Below are 17,657 nucleotides of genomic sequence, written 5' to 3' on the forward strand. Positions count from 1 at the left end.
GTAGTTCTTGCCGATGGCCACCACCTTGCTCGGCAGGAACGGCGACAGCAGGCGGACGTCGGGGAAGGCCCACCGGTCGCCGGTGAAGGTGATGGGGCCGAACGGATGGCCGTCGATGGCCGCGACGGTCAGCGCCTCGACGGGTGAGCCGGACGGGCCCTCGACCGTCCCCCACGCGACACCGGGCTCGGCGGAAGAGGAACCGGGATGGACGAAACGAGCGATGCGCACGAGGTTCTACGCTACCGGCCGGGTCGCTGACGCCCGCAGGTCGGCCGGTCAGCCATAATCGAGGCCGTGACGTCACCGTTGTCGGCCATCGCCGTCGAGAAGCGCCGGCAGCTGGCCGCGACCCTGGGCCTGTTCTCCATGCTCTTCATCGCCGTCGGCGCCGTCGCGGCGACCGGCGCGTCGACCACGGTGGTCAAGGCCTTCGTCGTCATCGCTCTGGTCGTCGCCGTGGTGCTCGGATTGATGGCTTGGGGCGTGCTGCATTCGGTGAAGCTCGACCTGGGCGCGCAGCGCCTCGATGCGGCCATCGAGGCGGCCGTCGTGAAACGGGGCGGCCTGATGTGCGACTGCGGGCACGACCACGACCCCGACGAGCTGCACGTCGTCGACGATCCCTGCGCGCACGACGGGCACGGTGTCGGGTGCACCCATTCGTGCGAGACGTGCGTGCTGGCCGCCATCAGACCGGGTCAGGTGGTCACGGCGGAGCGGAAGCGGCCGTCTCCGTATCCACGAACGCGCTGAGCGCGCGGGCGAAGCGCCCGGCTACGCCGGCGTGGATCGGCGGATGAGCCCGTAACGCACGGCATCATGCAGGGCCAGCCAGGACGCCTCGATGACGTTGGCGTGCACGCCGACGGTCGTCCACTCCCGTTCCCGGTCACTGGTCTCGATCAGGACCCGAGTGACTGCGTCGGTGCCGTGCTTGCCGGGCATGATGCGCACCTTGTAGTCGGTGAGCTCGATCTTCGCGAGCTGCGGATACGCCCGCTCCAACGCCTTGCGAAGAGCTCGGTCGAGCGCGTTGACCGGCCCGTTGCCCTCTTGGGTCGAAATGAACCGGCGGCCGCCGGCGGCGAGCTTGACCGTGGCCTCGCTGACCAGCGCACCGCTCTCGCGGCGCTCGATGATCACCCGGTACGACTCGACCACGAAGGGCGCCGGCAGCGGTTCGCCGTCCGGGCCGCCGAGTGCGTCGCGCAACAACAACTCGAACGAGGCGTCGGCCGCCTCGTACGACCAGCCCTGTGCTTCGCGTTCCTTCACCAGGTCGACCACCGTGCCGACGACCTCCGGTCGAGAGGTGACGTCGACCCCGAGCTCCTGCGACTTCAGTTCGATCGACGCGCGGCCGGCCATTTCGGTGACGAGGATGCGCTGGTCGTTGCCCACGACTGCCGGGTCGAGGTGGTTGTACAGCTCGGGGTCGACCTTGATCGCGGAGGCGTGCAGCCCGGCCTTGTGGGCGAAGGACGACGTGCCGACGTAGGGCGCGTGCGTGTCAGGAGCGAGGTTGGCGATCTCGGCGATCGCGTGCGCCACCCGGACCATCTCCTGCAGGCATCCGCTGGGGAGCACGTCCCTGTCCATCTTGGTGACCAGGCCGCCGATCACGCTGAAGATGTCGGCGTTGCCGGCGCGTTCGCCGTAGCCGTTCGCCGTGCCTTGTACGTGTGTCGCGCCGGCATCCACGGCGGCCAGGGTGTTGGCCACCGCGCAACCCGTGTCGTCCTGGGTGTGGATACCGAGCCGGATGCCGGCGCGACGGTTCACGTCCGACACGACGTCGTGGATGCCCATCGGGAGCATTCCGCCGTTCGTGTCGCAGAGCACGCAGACGTCGGCGCCGGCCGAGGCGGCCGCATCGAGTACGCGTACTCCGTAGTCGGGGTCGTGCTTGTACCCGTCGAAGAAGTGCTCGCAGTCGACGAATACCCGGCGCCCCTCGGCCCGGAGGAACGCGACGGTGTCGCGCACCATCGCGAGGTTCTCCTCGAGGGTCGTGCGCAGCGCCCGCTCGACGTGGCGGACGTCGGACTTGGCGACGAGGCACACCACCGACGTCTCCGCGTCGAGCAACGCGCGCACCTGCAAGTCGTCCTCGACCCGGACACCGGCCTTGCGGGTGGCGCCGAACGCGACGAGGACGGCGTGGCGCAGGGCCAGCTCGCCGGACGCGGCCCGGGCGAAGAACTCGGTGTCCTTGGGCATGGCGCCGGGCCAGCCGCCCTCGATGAACCCGACACCCAGCTCATCGAGGAGACGGGCCACGGCGAGTTTGTCGGTCACCGAGTAGGTGATCCCCTCGCGTTGGGCACCGTCGCGCAGCGTCGTGTCAAAGACGTGGAATGCGTCTGTCTGCATGTGGTCCTCGCGATCGATCCTGGGACGTCCGAGTTGTTCGGGGGAAACAAAAGACCCCCCGCATGTGCGGAGGGTCTGCGCGTCGGTGAAAGGCCGGTACCGACGCGCTAAGTGATAATGAGCGAGCTGCAGAGCACGGGTCGAGTGTGCCACACCACGCCGCTGCCCGCATCGCGGATCATCGTCACACCGCCGGGCGGTCGCAACGGGTCAGCCGGCGGCGGCCTTCGCGAGCCGCTCGCCGATGTCGCCCGTCGAGCCGGGCTGTCGCGCGTCGCGAGTGGCGAGGTCGGCCGCGACGGCCGCCTCGACGCGCGCAGCACCCTCGTCGTCGCCCAGATGGGAGAGCAACATCGACACCGACAACACGGCCGCGGTCGGGTCGGCCTTCCCTTGCCCGGCGATGTCGGGCGCCGATCCGTGGACCGGTTCGAACATCGACGGGTTGGTGTGGCTGACGTCCAGATTGCCGCTCGCGGCCAGCCCGATTCCGCCGGCGATGGCGGCGGCGAGGTCGGTGATGATGTCGCCGAAGAGGTTGTCGGTGACGATCACGTCGTAGCGTCCCGGGTCGGTGACGAGATAGATCGTCGCCGCGTCCACGTGGTTGTAGGCGACGGTCACCTCCGGGAACTCCTCGGCCACCTGGTTGACGATGCGGAACCACAAATCGCCGGCGTTGGTGAGGACGTTGTTCTTGTGAACGAGCGTCAGATGCTTGCGGGGACGGCCCTGCGCCCGGGCGAAGGCGTCACGCACGACCCGCTCCACCCCGTAGGCGGTGTTGACGCTGACCTCGGTGGCGATCTCGTGCAGCGTTCCCTTCCGCAGCACCCCGCCGTTGCCGGCGTAGGGACCTTCGGTGCCCTCGCGGATCACGACGAAATCGATCGGCGGCTCGCCGGCGAGTGGGCTCGCGACTCCGGGGTAGAGCTTGGCCGGCCGCAGGTTCACGTGGTGGTCGAGCTCGAAGCGCAGCCGCAGGAGCAAGCCGCGCTCGAGGACGCCGGAGGGAACCGTGGGGTCGCCCACTGCGCCGAGCAGGATCGCATCCTGTCCGCGGATCTCCTCGAGCACCGAGTCAGGCAGGACCTCGCCCGTCCGGTGCCACCTCGCGGCGCCCAGGTCGTATTGCGTCGCCTGCACTCCGGGATGGACGGCGTCGAGCACGCGGAGGGCCTGCTCGGTGACCTCGATACCGATTCCGTCACCGGGGATGACCGCTAATTTCATGGCCGTCAGCCTAGTCCAGCTCAGTTTGCCCTCTCAGCAAGTGGGCTCATCGTCTCACCATCCGGGACGTAGGAAGGCAGCTCGCGCATCCGCCGCAGCGGCGAGAAGAACACCGGCACGACCGCCACGCAGCCACCGATCGCGGCCACCAGCAGCGTGGTACGCACTCCGATGGCCGCGCCGAGCGCACCGCCGATCACGCCGCCCAATGGCATCGTGCCCCAGACCAGGAAGCGCATCGTCGCGTTCATCCGGCCGAGCAGGTCGGGCGGGCACAGGCCCTGGCGGAAACTGACCTGGGTGATGTTGTAGACGACCGTGGTGGCCCAGAAGAGGATGAAGGCCGCGGCGAGCAGGTACAGCGTCCAGTCCCGGTGCACGAACGGGGCGACGAAGCCCGTCGGTAGCGAGACGGCGATCGAGATCCAGATGGTCGGGCCCTGTCCGAGCCGCGCCGCGATCCGGCTGGTTGCGAGCGACCCGATCAGGCCGCCGATCGCCGCCGTCGACATGATCAATCCGATGTAGCCGGGTGACAGGTGCAGGTCGCGAGCAAGCAGCACGTAGAACACGGCGAAACCGATGGTGTTGAACAGGTTCGCGCTTCCGGTGCACATCGCGATACTGCGCAGCATCCGATTGCGGAGGACGAAACTGAGCCCTTCCTTGATCTCGCGGCCCAGATGGCGATCCGGCTTGCGCTCCGGCTTGGGCGGCCGGCTCGTGATCGCCGCGACCCAGCCGGCCGACCACAAGAAGCTCACGGCGTCGACCAGCACCGCGTACGGAGCGGTCAGCGCCTGGATCAACGCGCCGCCCGCGCTCGGCCCGGCGATCTGGCTGACCGATTCGCTGGCCTGCAACTTCGCGTTGCCCTCGACGAGGGCGTCCCGGTCCACGAGCTGCGGGAGATAGGACTGGTAGGCGACGTCGAAGAAGACCGTGCTGACCCCGGTGACGAGCGCGACGGCGTACAGCTGCTCGATCGACAGAGCGTGCACGGCCTGCGCCAACGGCACCGAGCCGAGGGCCACCGCCCGGATGAGGTCGTTGACGATGAGGACGGTACGGAACCGCATCCGGTCGACCCATGCCCCCGCCGGCAACCCGACCAGCAGGAACGCCGCGGTCTCGAAAGTGGTGAGCAGACCGACCTCGAAGGTCGACGCGTGGACCACCAGGATCGCCACGAGGGGCAGCGCCAGCTGGCTCACCATCGTGCCGAACTGGCTGACCGTCTCGCCGATCCACAACCGGCGGAAGTCGAGGTGGTGCCACAGGCCGCCGCGGCGCCGGATCGTCTCGGCGGGTGTCGGCGAATCGGTCACGCCGGCCAGCCTGCGCCGAGTGATTGAGGTTTGTCAATCACTATTCTAGGCTGGTCCTCGTGACCGCCCGCCGGGATGCTACCGACGAGGAGGCGAGAGCTCTGGCGTCCTCGCTCCGCTTGCGCATCCTGCGCGCCTGCCTGCACGAGTCACGGACGAACAAGGAGATCGCGGCCATTCTCGGGCGCGACCCGGCCAGCGTCCTGCACCACGTCCGAACCCTGGTCCGCACCGGCTTCCTCGTCGCGGAGGAACAGCGCCGCGGCACCCGCGGGTCGCGCGAGATTCCCTACCGCGCCTCGCGCAAGTCCTGGGCGATCAGTACGCCGTCGCAGGACCGCGCCATGATCGACACCTTTCTCGAGGAGGTCGCGCTCGTGCCCGCCGACCAGGTCGACTCCGCTCGCCTCGGTCTGCAATTGTCGGCCGAGGACATGGGTGAGTTCCGCGACCGGCTCCGCACGCTGCTCGACGATTTCGCCGCGCGCCCCGACGACCCGGACGGGGAAGCCTGGTCGGTCTTCCTGTCGATCCACCCCGACCCGAACCAGCGCTGACCGGTCGTCGCCAAAGATCTAGCGCTGGGCGGTGCCTTCCACGTAGTCGTCGTCGGCGGTCACCCAGGACATGAGACCGCGCAGCTTGCGGCCGGTGTCCTCGATCGGGTGCTGCTCGCCCTTGGCCCGCAGCGCCTTGAACTCCGGTGCCCCGGCATCCTGGTCGGCGATGAAGCGCTCGGCGAATGCGCCGCTCTGGATGTCGGCGAGCACTGCCTGCATGTTGGCCTTGACGTGCTCGTCGATCACTCGCGGACCGGAGACGTAGTCGCCGTACTCGGCCGTGTCCGACACCGACCACCGCTGCTTGGCGATCCCGCCCTCGTACATGAGGTCGACGATCAGCTTGAGCTCGTGCAGGCATTCGAAGTACGCGATCTCCGGCGCGTAGCCGGCCTCGATCAGCGTCTCGAAGCCGTACATAACGAGCTGGGACGCCCCGCCGCAAAGAACCGCCTGCTCGCCGAAGAGGTCGGTCTCGGTTTCCTCGGTGAACGTCGTCTTGATGGCGCCGGCCCGGGTGCCGCCGATCGCCTTCGCGTAGGACAGCGACAGATCGAACGCCTTGCCCGTCGCGTCCTGCTCGACCGCGACCAGGACGGGCACGCCCTTGCCGTCGACGAACTGCCGGCGGACGAGGTGACCGGGGCCCTTCGGGGCAACCATCGCGACGTCGACGTTGGCCGGCGCGTCGATGTAGCCGAACCGGATGTTGAAACCGTGGCCGAAGAAGAGCGCGTCGCCGTCCTTCAGGTTGGGCTCGATGGACTCCTTGTACAGCGACCGCTGGGCCGGGTCGGGGGCCAGGACCATGATCAGGTCGGCCTCGGCCGCCGCCTCGCCCGGCGTGAGGACACGCAGGCCCTCGTCCTCGGCCTTGGCCCGGCTACGTGACCCCTCGGGCAGTCCGACCCGGACGTCGACGCCCGAATCGCGCAGCGACAGCGCGTGCGCTTGTCCCTGGCTGCCGTAGCCGAGAACGGCCACCTTGCGCCCCTGCACGATCGACAGATCGGCGTCGTCGTCGTAGAAGATCTCCACTGCCATCGCTGTTGTTTCCTCTTCCTTATCGGATCACTGGTTTGGATCAGACTTACGCGCTGCGGTCCACGGACCGGAGGGCGGCTTGGGTCATCGAGCGCGGGCCCCGGCCCAGCGCAACCATGCCGGACTGCACCATTTCGCGGATGCCGTACGGCTCGAGCATCTTCAGCATCGCCCCGAGCTTGTCCGGACGCCCGGTGAGTTCGATGGTCACCGCTTCGGGCCCGACGTCGGCGACCTTCGCCTTGAACAGCTCCACCACCTGCAGGACATCGCGGCGATTGGTCTCGTCGGCCCGGACCTTCACCAGGAGCAGCTCGCGTTGCACGGCCTGACCCTGCTCCAGCTCGACGATCTTGAGGACGTTGACGAGCTTGTTGAGCTGCTTGGTCACCTGCTCGAGGACCGTGCCCTCGACCGTCACCAGGATGGTGATCCGCGAGATCTCCTCGTGCTCGGTCGGGCCGACGGCCAGGGACTCGATGTTGAAGCCGCGCCGCGTGAACAGCCCGGCGACCCGGGACAGGACACCCGGCTTGTTCTCCACCAGCACGGACAGCGTGTGAGTACTCATGCCCTCACACCTCCGATTCGAAGACGGGCCGGATGTTGCGCGCGGCCTGGATGTCGTCGTTGCTCGCGCCGGCCGCGACCATGGGCCACACCATCGCATCCTTGCCGACGGTGAAGTCGACGACCACGGGCTGGTCGTTGATCGACATGGCCTTCTCGATCGTCTCGTCCACGTCGGACGCGCTTTCGCAGCGCAGGCCCACGCAGCCGAGCGCGTCGGCCAGCTTCACGAAGTCGGGGATCCGGTGCTTGTGCGTGCCGAGATCGGTCTGGCTGTAGCGCTCGTCGTAGAACAGGGTCTGCCACTGCCGCACCATGCCCAGGTTGCCGTTGTTGATGACCGCGACCTTGATCGGGATGCCCTCGATCGCGCACGTGGCGAGTTCTTGGTTGGTCATCTGGAAACAGCCGTCGCCGTCGATCGCCCAGACCAGCTTGTCCGGACACGCGACCTGCGCACCCATCGCCGCCGGCACCGCGTAACCCATCGTCCCGGCGCCGCCGGAGTTGAGCCAGGTGTAGGGGTTCTCGTACTTGATGAACTGGGCCGCCCACATCTGGTGCTGGCCTACGCCGGATGCGTAGATGGCCTCGGGACCGGCGATGGCGCCAAGCCGCTCGATCACGTACTGCGGTGCGAGGGTGCCGTCCGGCGGCTGCTCGTAGCCCAAGGGATACGTCTCGCGCCACTCGTCGATCTGCCGCCACCAGCCCGTGAGGTCGGCGCGGTGGTCGGTGTCGAACTCGGCCTTCAACGCGGGCAGCAGCTCGATGAGCACTTCGCGGACATCGCCCACGATGGGCACGTCAGCGACCCGGTTCTTGCCGATCTCGGCCGGGTCGATGTCGGCGTGGATCACGGCGGCGTGCGGTGCGAATGTCTCGAGCCGCCCGGTGACTCGGTCGTCGAAGCGCGTGCCGAGTGCGATCAGCAGATCCGCCTTCTGCAGCGCGGTGACGGCCGACACCGACCCGTGCATCCCCGGCATGCCGAGATGCTGCGGGTGGCTGTCCGGGAACGCGCCGCGCGCCATGAGAGTCGTCACGACCGGAATGCCGGCGAGCTCGGCCAGCTGGCGCAGCTCGGCGGTGGCGTGGCCTTTCAGCACTCCGCCGCCGACGTAGAGCACGGGCCGACGGGCCGAGGCGATCAGCCGGGCAGCCTCGCGGATCTGCTTACCGTGCGGCCGGCTGACCGGGCGGTACCCGGGCAGGTCGATGCGCGGCGGCCAGCTGAACGTGGTGAGCTCCTGCAACACGTCCTTCGGCAGGTCGACGAGGACGGGTCCCGGCCGGCCGGTCAGGGCCAGATGGAACGCCTCGGCGATCGCCTGCGGGATGTCACCGGCGGACTGCACGAGGAAGTTGTGCTTGGTGATCGGCAGCGTGATGCCGGAGATGTCCGCTTCCTGGAACGCGTCGGTGCCGATGAACGCGCGACCGACCTGACCGGTGATCGCCACCATCGGGACGGAGTCCATGTACGCGTCGGCGATGGGCGTGACCAGGTTGGTGGCTCCCGGGCCTGACGTGGCCATGCACACGCCGACCTTGCCGCTGGCCTGGGCGTACCCCTCGGCCGCGTGCCCGGCGCCCTGCTCGTGGCGGACCAGGATGTGCCGCACCTTCGTGGAGTCGTAGAGCGGGTCGTAGGCCGGCAGGATCGCGCCGCCGGGAATGCCGAAGACGACGTCGGCGCCCACCTCTTCGAGGGACCGTACGAGTGCCTGCGCCCCGGTGATGGTGGCTGTGGTCGGTTCACCGGTCATGGCTTGCCTCTTTCGACTCGGAACTGGTCTATCAGCGCTCGCGGAATGAAAATCCCAACAAAAAACCCCTCGTGCGTGATGCACGAAGGGCTGGCGCGTCGCGGTGGCGGGATCAGGCCTACGCGACGCGCTCGATAACGAGTACGAGCTTGCGCACGAGGCCACCTTACACGCGTGCCCACGGCACGTTCAACATCGCGGGACGACCGTCCCAGCCACTGAGACGGTGTGCACCGCCCCCCGCGCTTTGCACCTTTCAGCGCTGTTGCGGGGCCCGATCTACCGCCCTCAAAGGTGCAAAGCGGGGAACCGGGGACGAGACCCCTAACGCTGTTTGCTGCTGCGCGGAGCAGACCAAAGTCCCGGGCGCGAAAAATTGCTCCATCTGAAGACTTGTAAATTCCGCGTGAGGTATGTTTACTGCTCGTACCAGTTCGCCGGGGAAGCGGACGGGAAGCGGGTGGGACAGGCAGCACCGAAGGACCGCACGGCGACGTGCGGAGGGGGACGAGCGGGGGAACCGCACTCACTCGACCTCGATTTCCCGGATGGTGTCCCATGTCCTTCCTTCTCGCCGTCGCCCCTCGCCCTGCGGCGCACGTCGTGCCGACGCCGGGCGCCCCCGTTTCCGGCCTCCGCCGTGTGGCCGTCGCCATCGCCGCCCTTGTCGGCGTGCTGGCCGCGCTGTTCGTCGCGACTCCTCCCGCGTCAGCCACCGTCCCCGCCCGCACCGCGCTGGAGTCGAGCATCGCCTGGGCGGTGAAGAGCCTGATCGTGACCGAGCGCGCGGCCAGCGGCAGGGGTTACGTCTACATGAGCAGCCAGCTCCAGCTCTCCGCCCGACGGCACGACGTCACGATGGCCGCGTACAACACGATGTCGCACCAACTTCCGGGCGAACCGTCCTTCGGCACCCGGGAGAACCAGGCCGGCTACTACTGGAACTACGCCGGCGAGAACATCGCGTGGAACTCAGCGATGTCGCTGAGCGGCGCGTTGACCCTCGAGAAGATGATGTTCAATGAGGTGGCGCCGAACAACGCGCACCGTCTGAACATCCTCAATTCACACTTCCGCGACGTCGGAGTGGATGTCTACATGGACTGGACCCACCGCAAGCTGTGGCTCACGGTCGACTTTGGGCACCGCAGCTAACCGCAACCCACGTCGAGCGGGGCCGTCAGTCGCAGACGGCCCCGTTTGCGGCTGAGCCCACCAGCTTCGCGTACTTGCGCAGGACGCCGAAGTCGAACTGGGGCTCCAACGGCTTCCACTCGGCGCGACGCCGTTCGAGTTCGTCGGCGTCGACCAGCAGGTCCAGTGTCCGACCGGCCATGTCCAGCCGGATGCGATCGCCATCGGCCACGAAGGCGATCGGGCCGCCGACCGCGGCCTCAGGGGCGATGTGCCCGATGCAGAGACCGGTCGTGCCGCCGGAGAACCGTCCGTCGGTCAGCAGCAGGACGTCCTTGCCGAGGCCGGCGCCCTTGATCGCGCCGGTGATCTGCAGCATCTCCCGCATCCCGGGGCCGCCCTTAGGACCCTCCCAGCGGATCACGACCACGTCGTCGGGCTGCAACTGCCCGGCTGCCAGCGCGTCCATGGCCGCCTGTTCGCGGTCGAAGACGCGGGCCGTGCCCTCGAAGACCTCTCGATCGAAGCCGGCGCTCTTCACGACGGCACCGTCGGGTGCGAGCGATCCGCGCAGGATCGCCAATCCCCCGGTGCGGTGGATCGGGTCGCTCATGGCGTGGATGATCTTGCCGTCCGGATCGGGCGGCTTGATGTCGGCCAGGTTCTCGGCAACCGTCCGGCCGGTGACGGTCAGCGCATCGCCGTGCAGCAGGCCGGCGTCCAGAAGGGCCTTCATCACCACCGGCACGCCGCCGATGCGGTCGATGTCGGTCATCACGTACTCGCCGAACGGTTTGACGTCGGCCAGGTGCGGCACCTTGTCGCCGATCCGGTTGAAATCGTCGAGCGTGAGGTCCACCTTCGCCTCACGCGCGATTGCCAGCAGATGCAGGACCGCGTTAGTCGAGCCGCCGAGCGCCATGACGACGGTGATCGCGTTCTCCAGAGCCTGCTTCGTGATGATCGTGCGCGCGGTGATGCCGGCGTCGACGAGATGCACCGCCGCCTCACCGGAACGCTCGGCGTAGTGGTCGCGCCGCGCGTCGGGCGCGGGCGGGGCGGCGCTCCCGGGCAGCGACATGCCCATCGCCTCGGCTGCGCTCGCCATCGTGTTGGCGGTGTACATCCCGCCGCAGGCACCCTCACCCGGGCAGATCGCCCGCTCGATCACGTCGACCTCGTCGCGGGTGATACGGCCCGCCAGGCAGGCGCCGACCGCCTCGAAGGCATCGATGATCGTCACCGTGCGGTCACCCACCTTGCCGGGCAGGGTGGAGCCGGCATACAGAAAGACAGCGGCGACGTCGAGGCGGGCGGCGGCCATGAGCATGCCGGGCAGCGACTTGTCACAGCCCGCCAGCAGCACGCCCCCGTCGAGCTGCTCGGCGCGGAAGACCGTCTCCACCGAATCGGCGATGACCTCGCGCGACACGAGCGAGTAGTGCATGCCGCTGTGGCCCATCGAGATGCCGTCAGAGACCGAGATCGTCCCGAACTCGAGCGGGTACCCGTCAGCGCCCTTGACCCCCACCTTCGCCTTCTTGGCCAGGCGGTCGAGCGACAGGTTGCACGGCGTGATCTCGTTCCAGGACGACGCGACGCCGATCTGCGGCTTGCGCCAGTCGTCATCGCCCATGCCCACGGCGCGCAACATGCCGCGCGCGGCGGCTCGTTCCAGTCCGTCGGTGACGATGCCGCTGTGTGGCTTGCGATGCTTGCGTGGCTGCTGGCTGCTCACGGCGTAAGCCTACGGGCTACCGTGCTGGCGTGGCTTCGGAGTCCGGTCCGACGGAGCGGGTGTTCCGCCTGCCGGCGTCGACCTATCTCGTGGTCCTGTTCGTGTTCTTCGGGACCATGCCGTTGGCCTTCACGAGTTCCGGCTTCAGCTTCAACGCCAAGGGCGGCGAGGAGGGCGCGCCGCTCGTCGTCGGTTGGCACACGCTGCTGCTTGCGATCCCCGTCCTCGTGGCCGTGTTCATCCGCCGGACCGCCACGTTCGTAGACGCCGCGGGGATCCGGGTGCGGGCCGTCCTTGGTTCGCGGCGGTTGCCGTGGTCGGAGATTCGCGGCCTGGCGGTGACCGGGCGCAGCATCTACGCGGTGCTCGCCGACGGGTCGGTTCGCCTGCCGTGCGTGAGGCAGTCCGACCTGGGCGCCGTGTCCCGTGCCAGTGACGGCCGCTTGCCGCTGATCGCCGACCCGAGGCCGAAGTACGCGCCGCAGCGGCGCCGGCGGCGCTGACCGACCGTCAAGCCGTCGCCCGCCGATCGGCTAGTAGCCGTTCTCGACGAGGTTCTCCAACGGCTGCCCGGCGAGGTAGCGCAGGACCTGCTCGCGAACCAGCCGGTAGGCACGGTCCTCCCACCCATGCGTTCCGCCGCCGATGTGCGGCGTCAGCACGAGGTTCGGCGCCGCCCACAGCGGATGACCGGCGGGCAGCGGCTCCGGGTCGGTGACGTCGAGGAACGCACGCAGGCGGCCGGCCTGCAACTCGGCCAGCAGCGCGTCGGTGTCCACGATCGCTCCGCGGGCGATGTTGACCAGCACCGCCGAGTCCGGCATCGCAGCGAGGAACGCGGCGTCGACCAGCCGGTGCGTCTGCGGAGTGTGGGGAATCGCGATCGCGACCACGTCGGATTCCGGCAGGAGCGCCGGCAGGTCGGCGAAGCCGTGCACGCCGTCCCGGGCCGACCGGGCCACCAGCGTGGTCTGGGCATCGAAGATCCGCGCCGCCGCCGCGATGCGTGAACCGATGTCGCCCGCGCCCAGGACGAGCACGCGGCGCCCGGCCAGGCCGTCGGTCAGCTCCCGATCCCAGCGATGGGCGCGCCGGGCGTCCTCGAAGCGGGGCAGCTCCCGCAGGACCGCAAGCAGCCCGGCGAGCGCGAGTTCGGCGGTGGAGGCGCCGTGCACCCCGCGCCCGTTGCACAGCTGCACGTTCTCGGGGATGCGGTCGAGCCAGGGTTCGACACCGGCCGAGACCAGCTGGACGACCTCCAGCCGGGGTAGGCCGGCGAGCACGTCGGCCGCCACGGGTGGCGCGTCGTAGCGGGCGACGAAGAACTCGATGCCGTCGGCCTGGGCCGGCCGTTCGCCCGAACCGTCCCAGACGACGACCTCGACGTCGGGCGGGAGGTCGCCGAGCCGGCCGACGGCGTCCGGCGTCGGCACGCTGATGATCGTCACCGTTCGAGGCTACGCAGCCGGGACACGCGCCGGCACACAGGTCGGCGAGGCAGACTGCAGGGATGCGCCGTACCCGCATGGCTCTGCTCGCGACCGCGTCCGGGCTGCTGCTGTCCGCCTGCGGAGCGGCCGGCGGCTCTGACGCGCCGACGTGGGAGCCGAGCCCGGCGCTCGGCGGCAACGGCAACGGCCCGGGAGCGCAGGCCAGCCCGATCGTTCCGGTGCCGTCCCCGCCGAAGTCGCAGCCGCACACCAACTCCAGCGGGCCCCCCCGCAACCAGCCCTCGCCCAGCGCCACCGGCAAGGGCGACCCGAATGTCGTCGCCACGCACCTGCACGCCCCGGTCGGGCTGACGATGCTGCCGGACGGCACGGCGTTGGTGGGGGAGCGGACCACCGGACGGATCGTGCGGGTGCAGCCCGTGGCCGGCCGACCGGTGCCGACGGTGCGGCAGCTCAGCGGGCTCGACAGCTCCGGCGACGGGGGGCTGCTCGATCTCGCGCTCTCACCGACGTACAGCGAGGACGGGTTGATCTACGCGTACGTCACCACAGCCACGGACAACCGGGTGGTCGACTTCACGCTCAAGGGTCCGGTCACCCCCGTGCTGGTCGGCATCCCGAAGGGATCGGCCGGGAATACCGGCCGGATCGCTTTCGGCGGCGACGGCGACCTCTACGTCGGCACGGGGGACGCCGGCCGGGCCGCCGACGCGGCCAATCCGCGCAAGCTCGCCGGCAAGGTCCTGCGGATCGACGACATCGGCGACCCGGCCCGAGGCAATCCCTCCCCGTCCTCGCCGGTGTGGACGAGCGGGCATTACCGGGTGAACGGTCTCTGCGCGGTACCGCAGGCGACCGCGGTCCTCGAGGTCGAGGCCGGTTCCGCCGGGCGCCCCGACGACGTCAACGACCTCGTGGCCGACTCGTACTACGGCTGGCCGGCAGCCAACAGCAGCGTCCGCCCGGCCCTCGGCGAGCTGCCGGACGCGTATCGCTCGCCCGGTGGCTGCGCGGTGCTCGACAACCACCTGTGGGTGACCTCGCTCGACGGTCGGGCGCTGCTCTCGGCACCTCTGAAGGGCAGCCGGACGACGCCGGCCATCGGCAAGTTCAGCGCCGTCCTCACCAACAAGTACGGCCGGCTCAAGACCGTCGTCGCGGCGGACGACGGTGCGCTCTGGCTCACCACGTCGAATCGCGATGGGTCGGGTAGCCCGGTGTCGGCCGATGAACGGGTGATCCGTTACCTGCCGTCGGGTGGGGGCGGGGGCGCTCCCGTCTAGCGGGCGGCGAGTCGGGTCGCTCGCGGACCGCCTGCCGGATCTGGGTGATGTTGTCGCGCAGCATGTCGGAGACGAGTTCGTCGGTGCGCGGATCGCCGAGTATCTCGAGGATGACCCGCAGCGTCGTATCGCTGATCTGGTCGATCAGGCGGTCGTGGAACGGCACGAGATAGATGCGGCCGGCCGTCGGGTCGTCGCGAATCTTCTCGGCCACCATCTGCTTGAGCTCGAGGCGGTTCTCCTCGATGGCGGCGGCGATGTTGCGCGTGTAGTGCCCGGTCCGCAGGACGTCGGCCACCTCGTCGAGGACGGCGATGGTGATCGGCCGCTTCACCACCTCGACCACCCGGTCGGAAGCGGAGTTGATCAACCGGACGATGAACGGTTCCCGGACGCCGCGCCGAACGAAGTGCCGGCCGACGATGCCCGCGAGCAGGGCGAGGACGACCAAACCGCCCAGGACCCACAGGGAGACGGAGAGCGCGGAATGCTGCGCGGCGAGGGCCATGTCGCTGATCCTGCCCGCCGCGACCCGGCTTGCAACTGCGGCGCGGCCGGAGCCGCCGGATCTCAGCGCCGCCGGCGGACCAGCAACCAGGCGGCACCCAGCAGCGCCACCGCTGCGACGCCGAGCCCCGGCCCGACCCACGACGGGTGCCCGGACGGGCGGGCGGACGTCGGCGTCGCGACCGAGGTCGCCGCATCGGACGTCGGCCGCGCAACGGAGGTCGGCGGCGTACTTGACGTCGTCGCTGACGCTCTGCTGGTCGCCGCACCCGCCGGCGGCGCGCCGGGTGGCACCGGCACGGCCAGCACGGCGCTGTGCACGCCCTCCGAACTCAGCAGCAACCGTCCGTCGCGCACGCAGATGCCTTCGCCTTGCGGCTGCTCGGGCAACGCCGCGCGCACCGGCGGCCCGCGAAGTGCCGTGGCGACGTCCGCATCCCTCAGCCGCCAGACATAGGCGTCGGCGTAAGTCCGGACCACGAGCAGTCGTCCGTCGCTCGAGATCGACGCGCCGGTGGCGGTCACCTGACCGGCCAGGCCGAACGGGTTCGCCGTCCCGGTGGGCAGCAACGGCACCTGCCCTACGCGGTGCAGCGTCTGGACGCGATCGGCGTCCGGTCGCGCCGGCAACCGGTACACCGTCGATGTCCCCAGCGTCTTGGTGAAGATGTACGCGGTGCCGTCCGGCGCCACGGCCAGAGACTCGGCGTCGACGGCACCGCCGGGGTAGCGCAGGCGCCAGATGTCGGCCTTCGCCGTCCTAATCGGCACGCCGGATCGCCCGGCCGGCAGCCTCGGCTCGGCCACGCGGTAGACCTGCACCTCGTCGCGGCCGGCGGTGTTGTCGCCGGTGTCGGCGAGCCACACCGAGCTGCGGCCGCCGGCGCCGGGCCCGACCGCGATGTCCTCCCAGTCGACGTTGCGCGCGCCGGTCACCGTCACCGTCGCGGCGGTGGCGCCGGTGCGCACATCCAGCGCGAAGAAGCGGTTGGTGTCACCGCTGTCGTTCTGCATGTAGACGACGCCGGGCGACACCCGGCCCGGCGCGATGCCGCTCGCTTCGGCGATGCGCGAGTCCGCGATGCGGAACAGCGTGGTGGCAACGCTGGCGAGCGCGGGTGCCGCGAGTGTGGCGCACAGCGCGGCACCGAACGCTGCGGCGAACATCGGCGTCCGCGAGTGCCGGTCCTTCCTCACCGCCGGCGGGCCGGCAGCGCGGGCATCACTGCCCGGCGACGGCGTAGCGGGCCTCGACCTCGGCCTTGATCGGTTCCCACCAGCTGCGGTTGGCGGCGTACCACGCGACGGTCTGTTCCAGGCCGTCGCGCAGGTCGGGGTACCGCGGTTCCCATCCGAGCTCGGTGCGCAGCTTCGTCGCGTCGATCGCGTAGCGCAGGTCGTGCCCGGCGCGGTCGGTGACCTGGTCGTACCAGTCGCTCGGCCGGCCCATCAGCTCGAGGATCAGCTCGAGGACCGCGCGATTGCTGTGCTCCCCGTCGGCGCCGATGAGATACGTCTCGCCGATCCGCCCGGCGTCGATGATCGTCCACACCGCGTCGTTGTGGTCGTCGACGTGGATCCAATCGCGCACGTTGGCCCCGGCGCCGTACAGCTTGGGACGCAGGCCGGCCAGGACGTTCGTGATCTGCCGTGGGATGAACTTCTCGATGTGCTGGTACGGCCCGTAGTTGTTCGAGCAGTTCGAGATGGTGGCCGCGACGCCGAACGAGCGCACCCACGCGCGCACCAGCAGATCGGAACCCGCCTTGCTCGCGCTGTACGGGCTCGACGGGTTGTACGGCGTGTCCGGCGTGAATTTGGCCGGGTCATCGAGCTCGAGGTCCCCGTAGACCTCGTCGGTGGAGATGTGGTGCAGCCGGACGCCGTGGCGTTTCACGGCCTCGAGGACCGTGAACGTCCCGACCACGTTGGTCCGCACGAACGGCCCGGGGTCGCGCAGCGAGTTGTCGTTGTGCGACTCGGCGGCGAAGTGGATGACGAGATCGGTCTCCCCCACCAGCCGGTCGACCACCGCGGTGTCGGCGACGTCGCCCTCGACCAGCTCGATGCGGTCTCGGATCGGCTCGAGGCTGGACAGGTTGGCCGCGTAGGTCAGCGCATCCAACACCGTGACGCGGACATCGGGGCGCCGTTCGAGAGTGCGGTGGACGAAGTTGGCACCGATGAAACCGGCGCCGCCGGTTACGAGGATGCGCATCAGGCCCGGGTCGCCCCGAGCGCGAGGAGCACCGCCGCCCCGTCCTCGAGCACCGCGCCGGGCAGGTCGCTGCCGGTCCGCGCCGCGGCCACCGACCGGTACCGCGGCCCGGCGAAGGTCCATGCGGCCGAGGTCAGCGCGCCGACCACTGCGCCGCGGCGGCCGGAGCCGCCGGCTCGCGACGATGCGAGGGCGCCGGTGAGGGCGCCGAGCGTGATCCGCGCGCCGACGCTGGGCGGCGCGGTGCGGGCCGGGGTGACCGGTAGCTTGTCGGTCACCAACTCGAACGCCGCCGACCGGGTCAGCGACTTGCGGACCCGCCGGCGATTCAAGAACCGCTCGAACCGCCCGCCGCGGCCGGGAGTGCGGGCGCAGGCCGCGAGCGCCGACTGCGAGCGGGCGCCGGTGGCCAGGCCGGCGAAGGCGGAGCGGACGAGTGGCTTCAT

18 protein-coding genes are annotated in these 17,657 nt (G+C 69.7%); 5 read left to right on the forward strand and 13 right to left on the reverse strand.

What is annotated here, in order from left to right:
- A partial coding sequence (locus ABR571_RS00900) for a DUF2437 domain-containing protein (protein WP_409451295.1) occupies window positions 1-231 on the reverse strand: 231 nt, incomplete at its 3' end.
- Between the two features lie 66 nt (window positions 232-297).
- On the opposite strand from ABR571_RS00900, the gene ABR571_RS00905 reads away from it, so the two are divergent.
- Window positions 298-756, forward strand: coding sequence for a hypothetical protein (locus ABR571_RS00905; RefSeq protein ID WP_409451296.1), 459 nt, complete (start codon window positions 298-300; stop codon window positions 754-756).
- A gap of 21 nt (window positions 757-777) precedes the next feature.
- Here ABR571_RS00905 and cimA read toward each other — a convergent pair whose 3' ends face one another.
- The 3 genes from cimA to ABR571_RS00920 all read right to left on the reverse strand — a co-directional run bounded on the left by cimA (window position 778) and on the right by ABR571_RS00920 (window position 4,937).
- Window positions 778-2,376: a citramalate synthase gene (gene cimA, locus ABR571_RS00910; protein WP_409451297.1), complete on the reverse strand. Its 1,599-nt coding sequence runs from the start codon at window positions 2,374-2,376 to the stop codon at window positions 778-780.
- Window positions 2,377-2,586: 210 nt separating this feature from the next.
- The gene (locus tag ABR571_RS00915) at window positions 2,587-3,609 is read right to left on the reverse strand and encodes a 3-isopropylmalate dehydrogenase (RefSeq protein WP_409451298.1); all 1,023 of its coding nucleotides are present in this window, start codon (window positions 3,607-3,609) and stop codon (window positions 2,587-2,589) included.
- Window positions 3,610-3,629: 20 nt separating this feature from the next.
- Window positions 3,630-4,937: an MFS transporter gene (locus ABR571_RS00920; RefSeq protein ID WP_409451299.1), complete on the reverse strand. Its 1,308-nt coding sequence runs from the start codon at window positions 4,935-4,937 to the stop codon at window positions 3,630-3,632.
- A gap of 59 nt (window positions 4,938-4,996) precedes the next feature.
- On the opposite strand from ABR571_RS00920, the gene ABR571_RS00925 reads away from it, so the two are divergent.
- Window positions 4,997-5,494 carry an ArsR/SmtB family transcription factor gene (locus ABR571_RS00925; RefSeq protein WP_409451300.1) on the forward strand — a complete coding sequence of 166 codons (498 nt, stop codon included), beginning with the start codon at window positions 4,997-4,999 and terminating at the stop codon, window positions 5,492-5,494.
- Between the two features lie 18 nt (window positions 5,495-5,512).
- Here the strand turns inward: ABR571_RS00925 and ilvC are convergent, their stop codons facing one another.
- The 3 genes from ilvC to ABR571_RS00940 are packed head-to-tail and all read right to left on the reverse strand — an operon-like array spanning window position 5,513 to window position 8,964.
- Entirely contained in the window at window positions 5,513-6,541 is a 1,029-nt protein-coding gene (ilvC, locus tag ABR571_RS00930) for a ketol-acid reductoisomerase (RefSeq protein ID WP_409451301.1), read from the reverse strand.
- A 46-nt stretch (window positions 6,542-6,587) separates the two neighbouring features.
- Complete coding sequence (ilvN, locus tag ABR571_RS00935; RefSeq protein WP_409451302.1) at window positions 6,588-7,112, reverse strand: acetolactate synthase small subunit; 525 nt, start codon at window positions 7,110-7,112, stop codon at window positions 6,588-6,590.
- A gap of 4 nt (window positions 7,113-7,116) precedes the next feature.
- Window positions 7,117-8,964: an acetolactate synthase large subunit gene (locus tag ABR571_RS00940; RefSeq protein WP_409451303.1), complete on the reverse strand. Its 1,848-nt coding sequence runs from the start codon at window positions 8,962-8,964 to the stop codon at window positions 7,117-7,119.
- Between the two features lie 474 nt (window positions 8,965-9,438).
- Here ABR571_RS00940 and ABR571_RS00945 point away from each other — a divergent pair, with 474 nt between their 5' ends.
- On the forward strand, window positions 9,439-10,035 hold the full coding sequence (locus ABR571_RS00945) for a CAP domain-containing protein (protein ID WP_409451304.1): 597 nt from the start codon (window positions 9,439-9,441) through the stop codon (window positions 10,033-10,035).
- A gap of 25 nt (window positions 10,036-10,060) precedes the next feature.
- On the opposite strand, the gene ilvD is transcribed toward ABR571_RS00945, so the two are convergent.
- Window positions 10,061-11,752, reverse strand: a complete 1,692-nt coding sequence (ilvD, locus tag ABR571_RS00950) for a dihydroxy-acid dehydratase (protein WP_409451305.1) — start codon at window positions 11,750-11,752, stop codon at window positions 10,061-10,063.
- A 29-nt stretch (window positions 11,753-11,781) separates the two neighbouring features.
- Between ilvD and ABR571_RS00955 the strand changes: the two genes are divergently transcribed.
- A complete protein-coding gene (locus ABR571_RS00955; RefSeq protein ID WP_409451306.1) occupies window positions 11,782-12,255 on the forward strand; it encodes a PH domain-containing protein in 474 nt (157 codons plus the stop codon).
- 30 nt (window positions 12,256-12,285) lie between these two features.
- On the opposite strand, the gene ABR571_RS00960 is transcribed toward ABR571_RS00955, so the two are convergent.
- Entirely contained in the window at window positions 12,286-13,200 is a 915-nt protein-coding gene (locus ABR571_RS00960; RefSeq protein ID WP_409451307.1) for a 2-hydroxyacid dehydrogenase, read from the reverse strand.
- A 62-nt stretch (window positions 13,201-13,262) separates the two neighbouring features.
- Between ABR571_RS00960 and ABR571_RS00965 the strand changes: the two genes are divergently transcribed.
- Complete coding sequence (locus tag ABR571_RS00965) at window positions 13,263-14,486, forward strand: PQQ-dependent sugar dehydrogenase (protein WP_409451308.1); 1,224 nt, start codon at window positions 13,263-13,265, stop codon at window positions 14,484-14,486.
- Here the strand turns inward: ABR571_RS00965 and ABR571_RS00970 are convergent.
- From ABR571_RS00970 to ABR571_RS00985, 4 genes are all read right to left on the reverse strand, one after another.
- Window positions 14,386-14,994: a hypothetical protein gene (locus ABR571_RS00970; protein WP_409451309.1), complete on the reverse strand. Its 609-nt coding sequence runs from the start codon at window positions 14,992-14,994 to the stop codon at window positions 14,386-14,388. The genes ABR571_RS00965 and ABR571_RS00970 overlap by 101 nt on opposite strands.
- Before the next feature lie 62 nt (window positions 14,995-15,056).
- Window positions 15,057-16,160 carry a hypothetical protein gene (locus ABR571_RS00975; protein WP_409451310.1) on the reverse strand — a complete coding sequence of 368 codons (1,104 nt, stop codon included), beginning with the start codon at window positions 16,158-16,160 and terminating at the stop codon, window positions 15,057-15,059.
- 55 nt (window positions 16,161-16,215) lie between these two features.
- Window positions 16,216-17,211 carry a dTDP-glucose 4,6-dehydratase gene (gene rfbB, locus ABR571_RS00980; RefSeq protein WP_409451311.1) on the reverse strand — a complete coding sequence of 332 codons (996 nt, stop codon included), beginning with the start codon at window positions 17,209-17,211 and terminating at the stop codon, window positions 16,216-16,218.
- Window positions 17,211-17,657, reverse strand: coding sequence for a DUF4126 domain-containing protein (locus tag ABR571_RS00985; protein WP_409451312.1), 447 nt, complete (start codon window positions 17,655-17,657; stop codon window positions 17,211-17,213). Before ABR571_RS00985 ends, rfbB begins: the two co-directional genes overlap by 1 nt.

The organism is Jatrophihabitans sp. (assembly GCF_046262535.1).
Taxonomy (GTDB): domain Bacteria; phylum Actinomycetota; class Actinomycetes; order Mycobacteriales; family Jatrophihabitantaceae; genus Jatrophihabitans.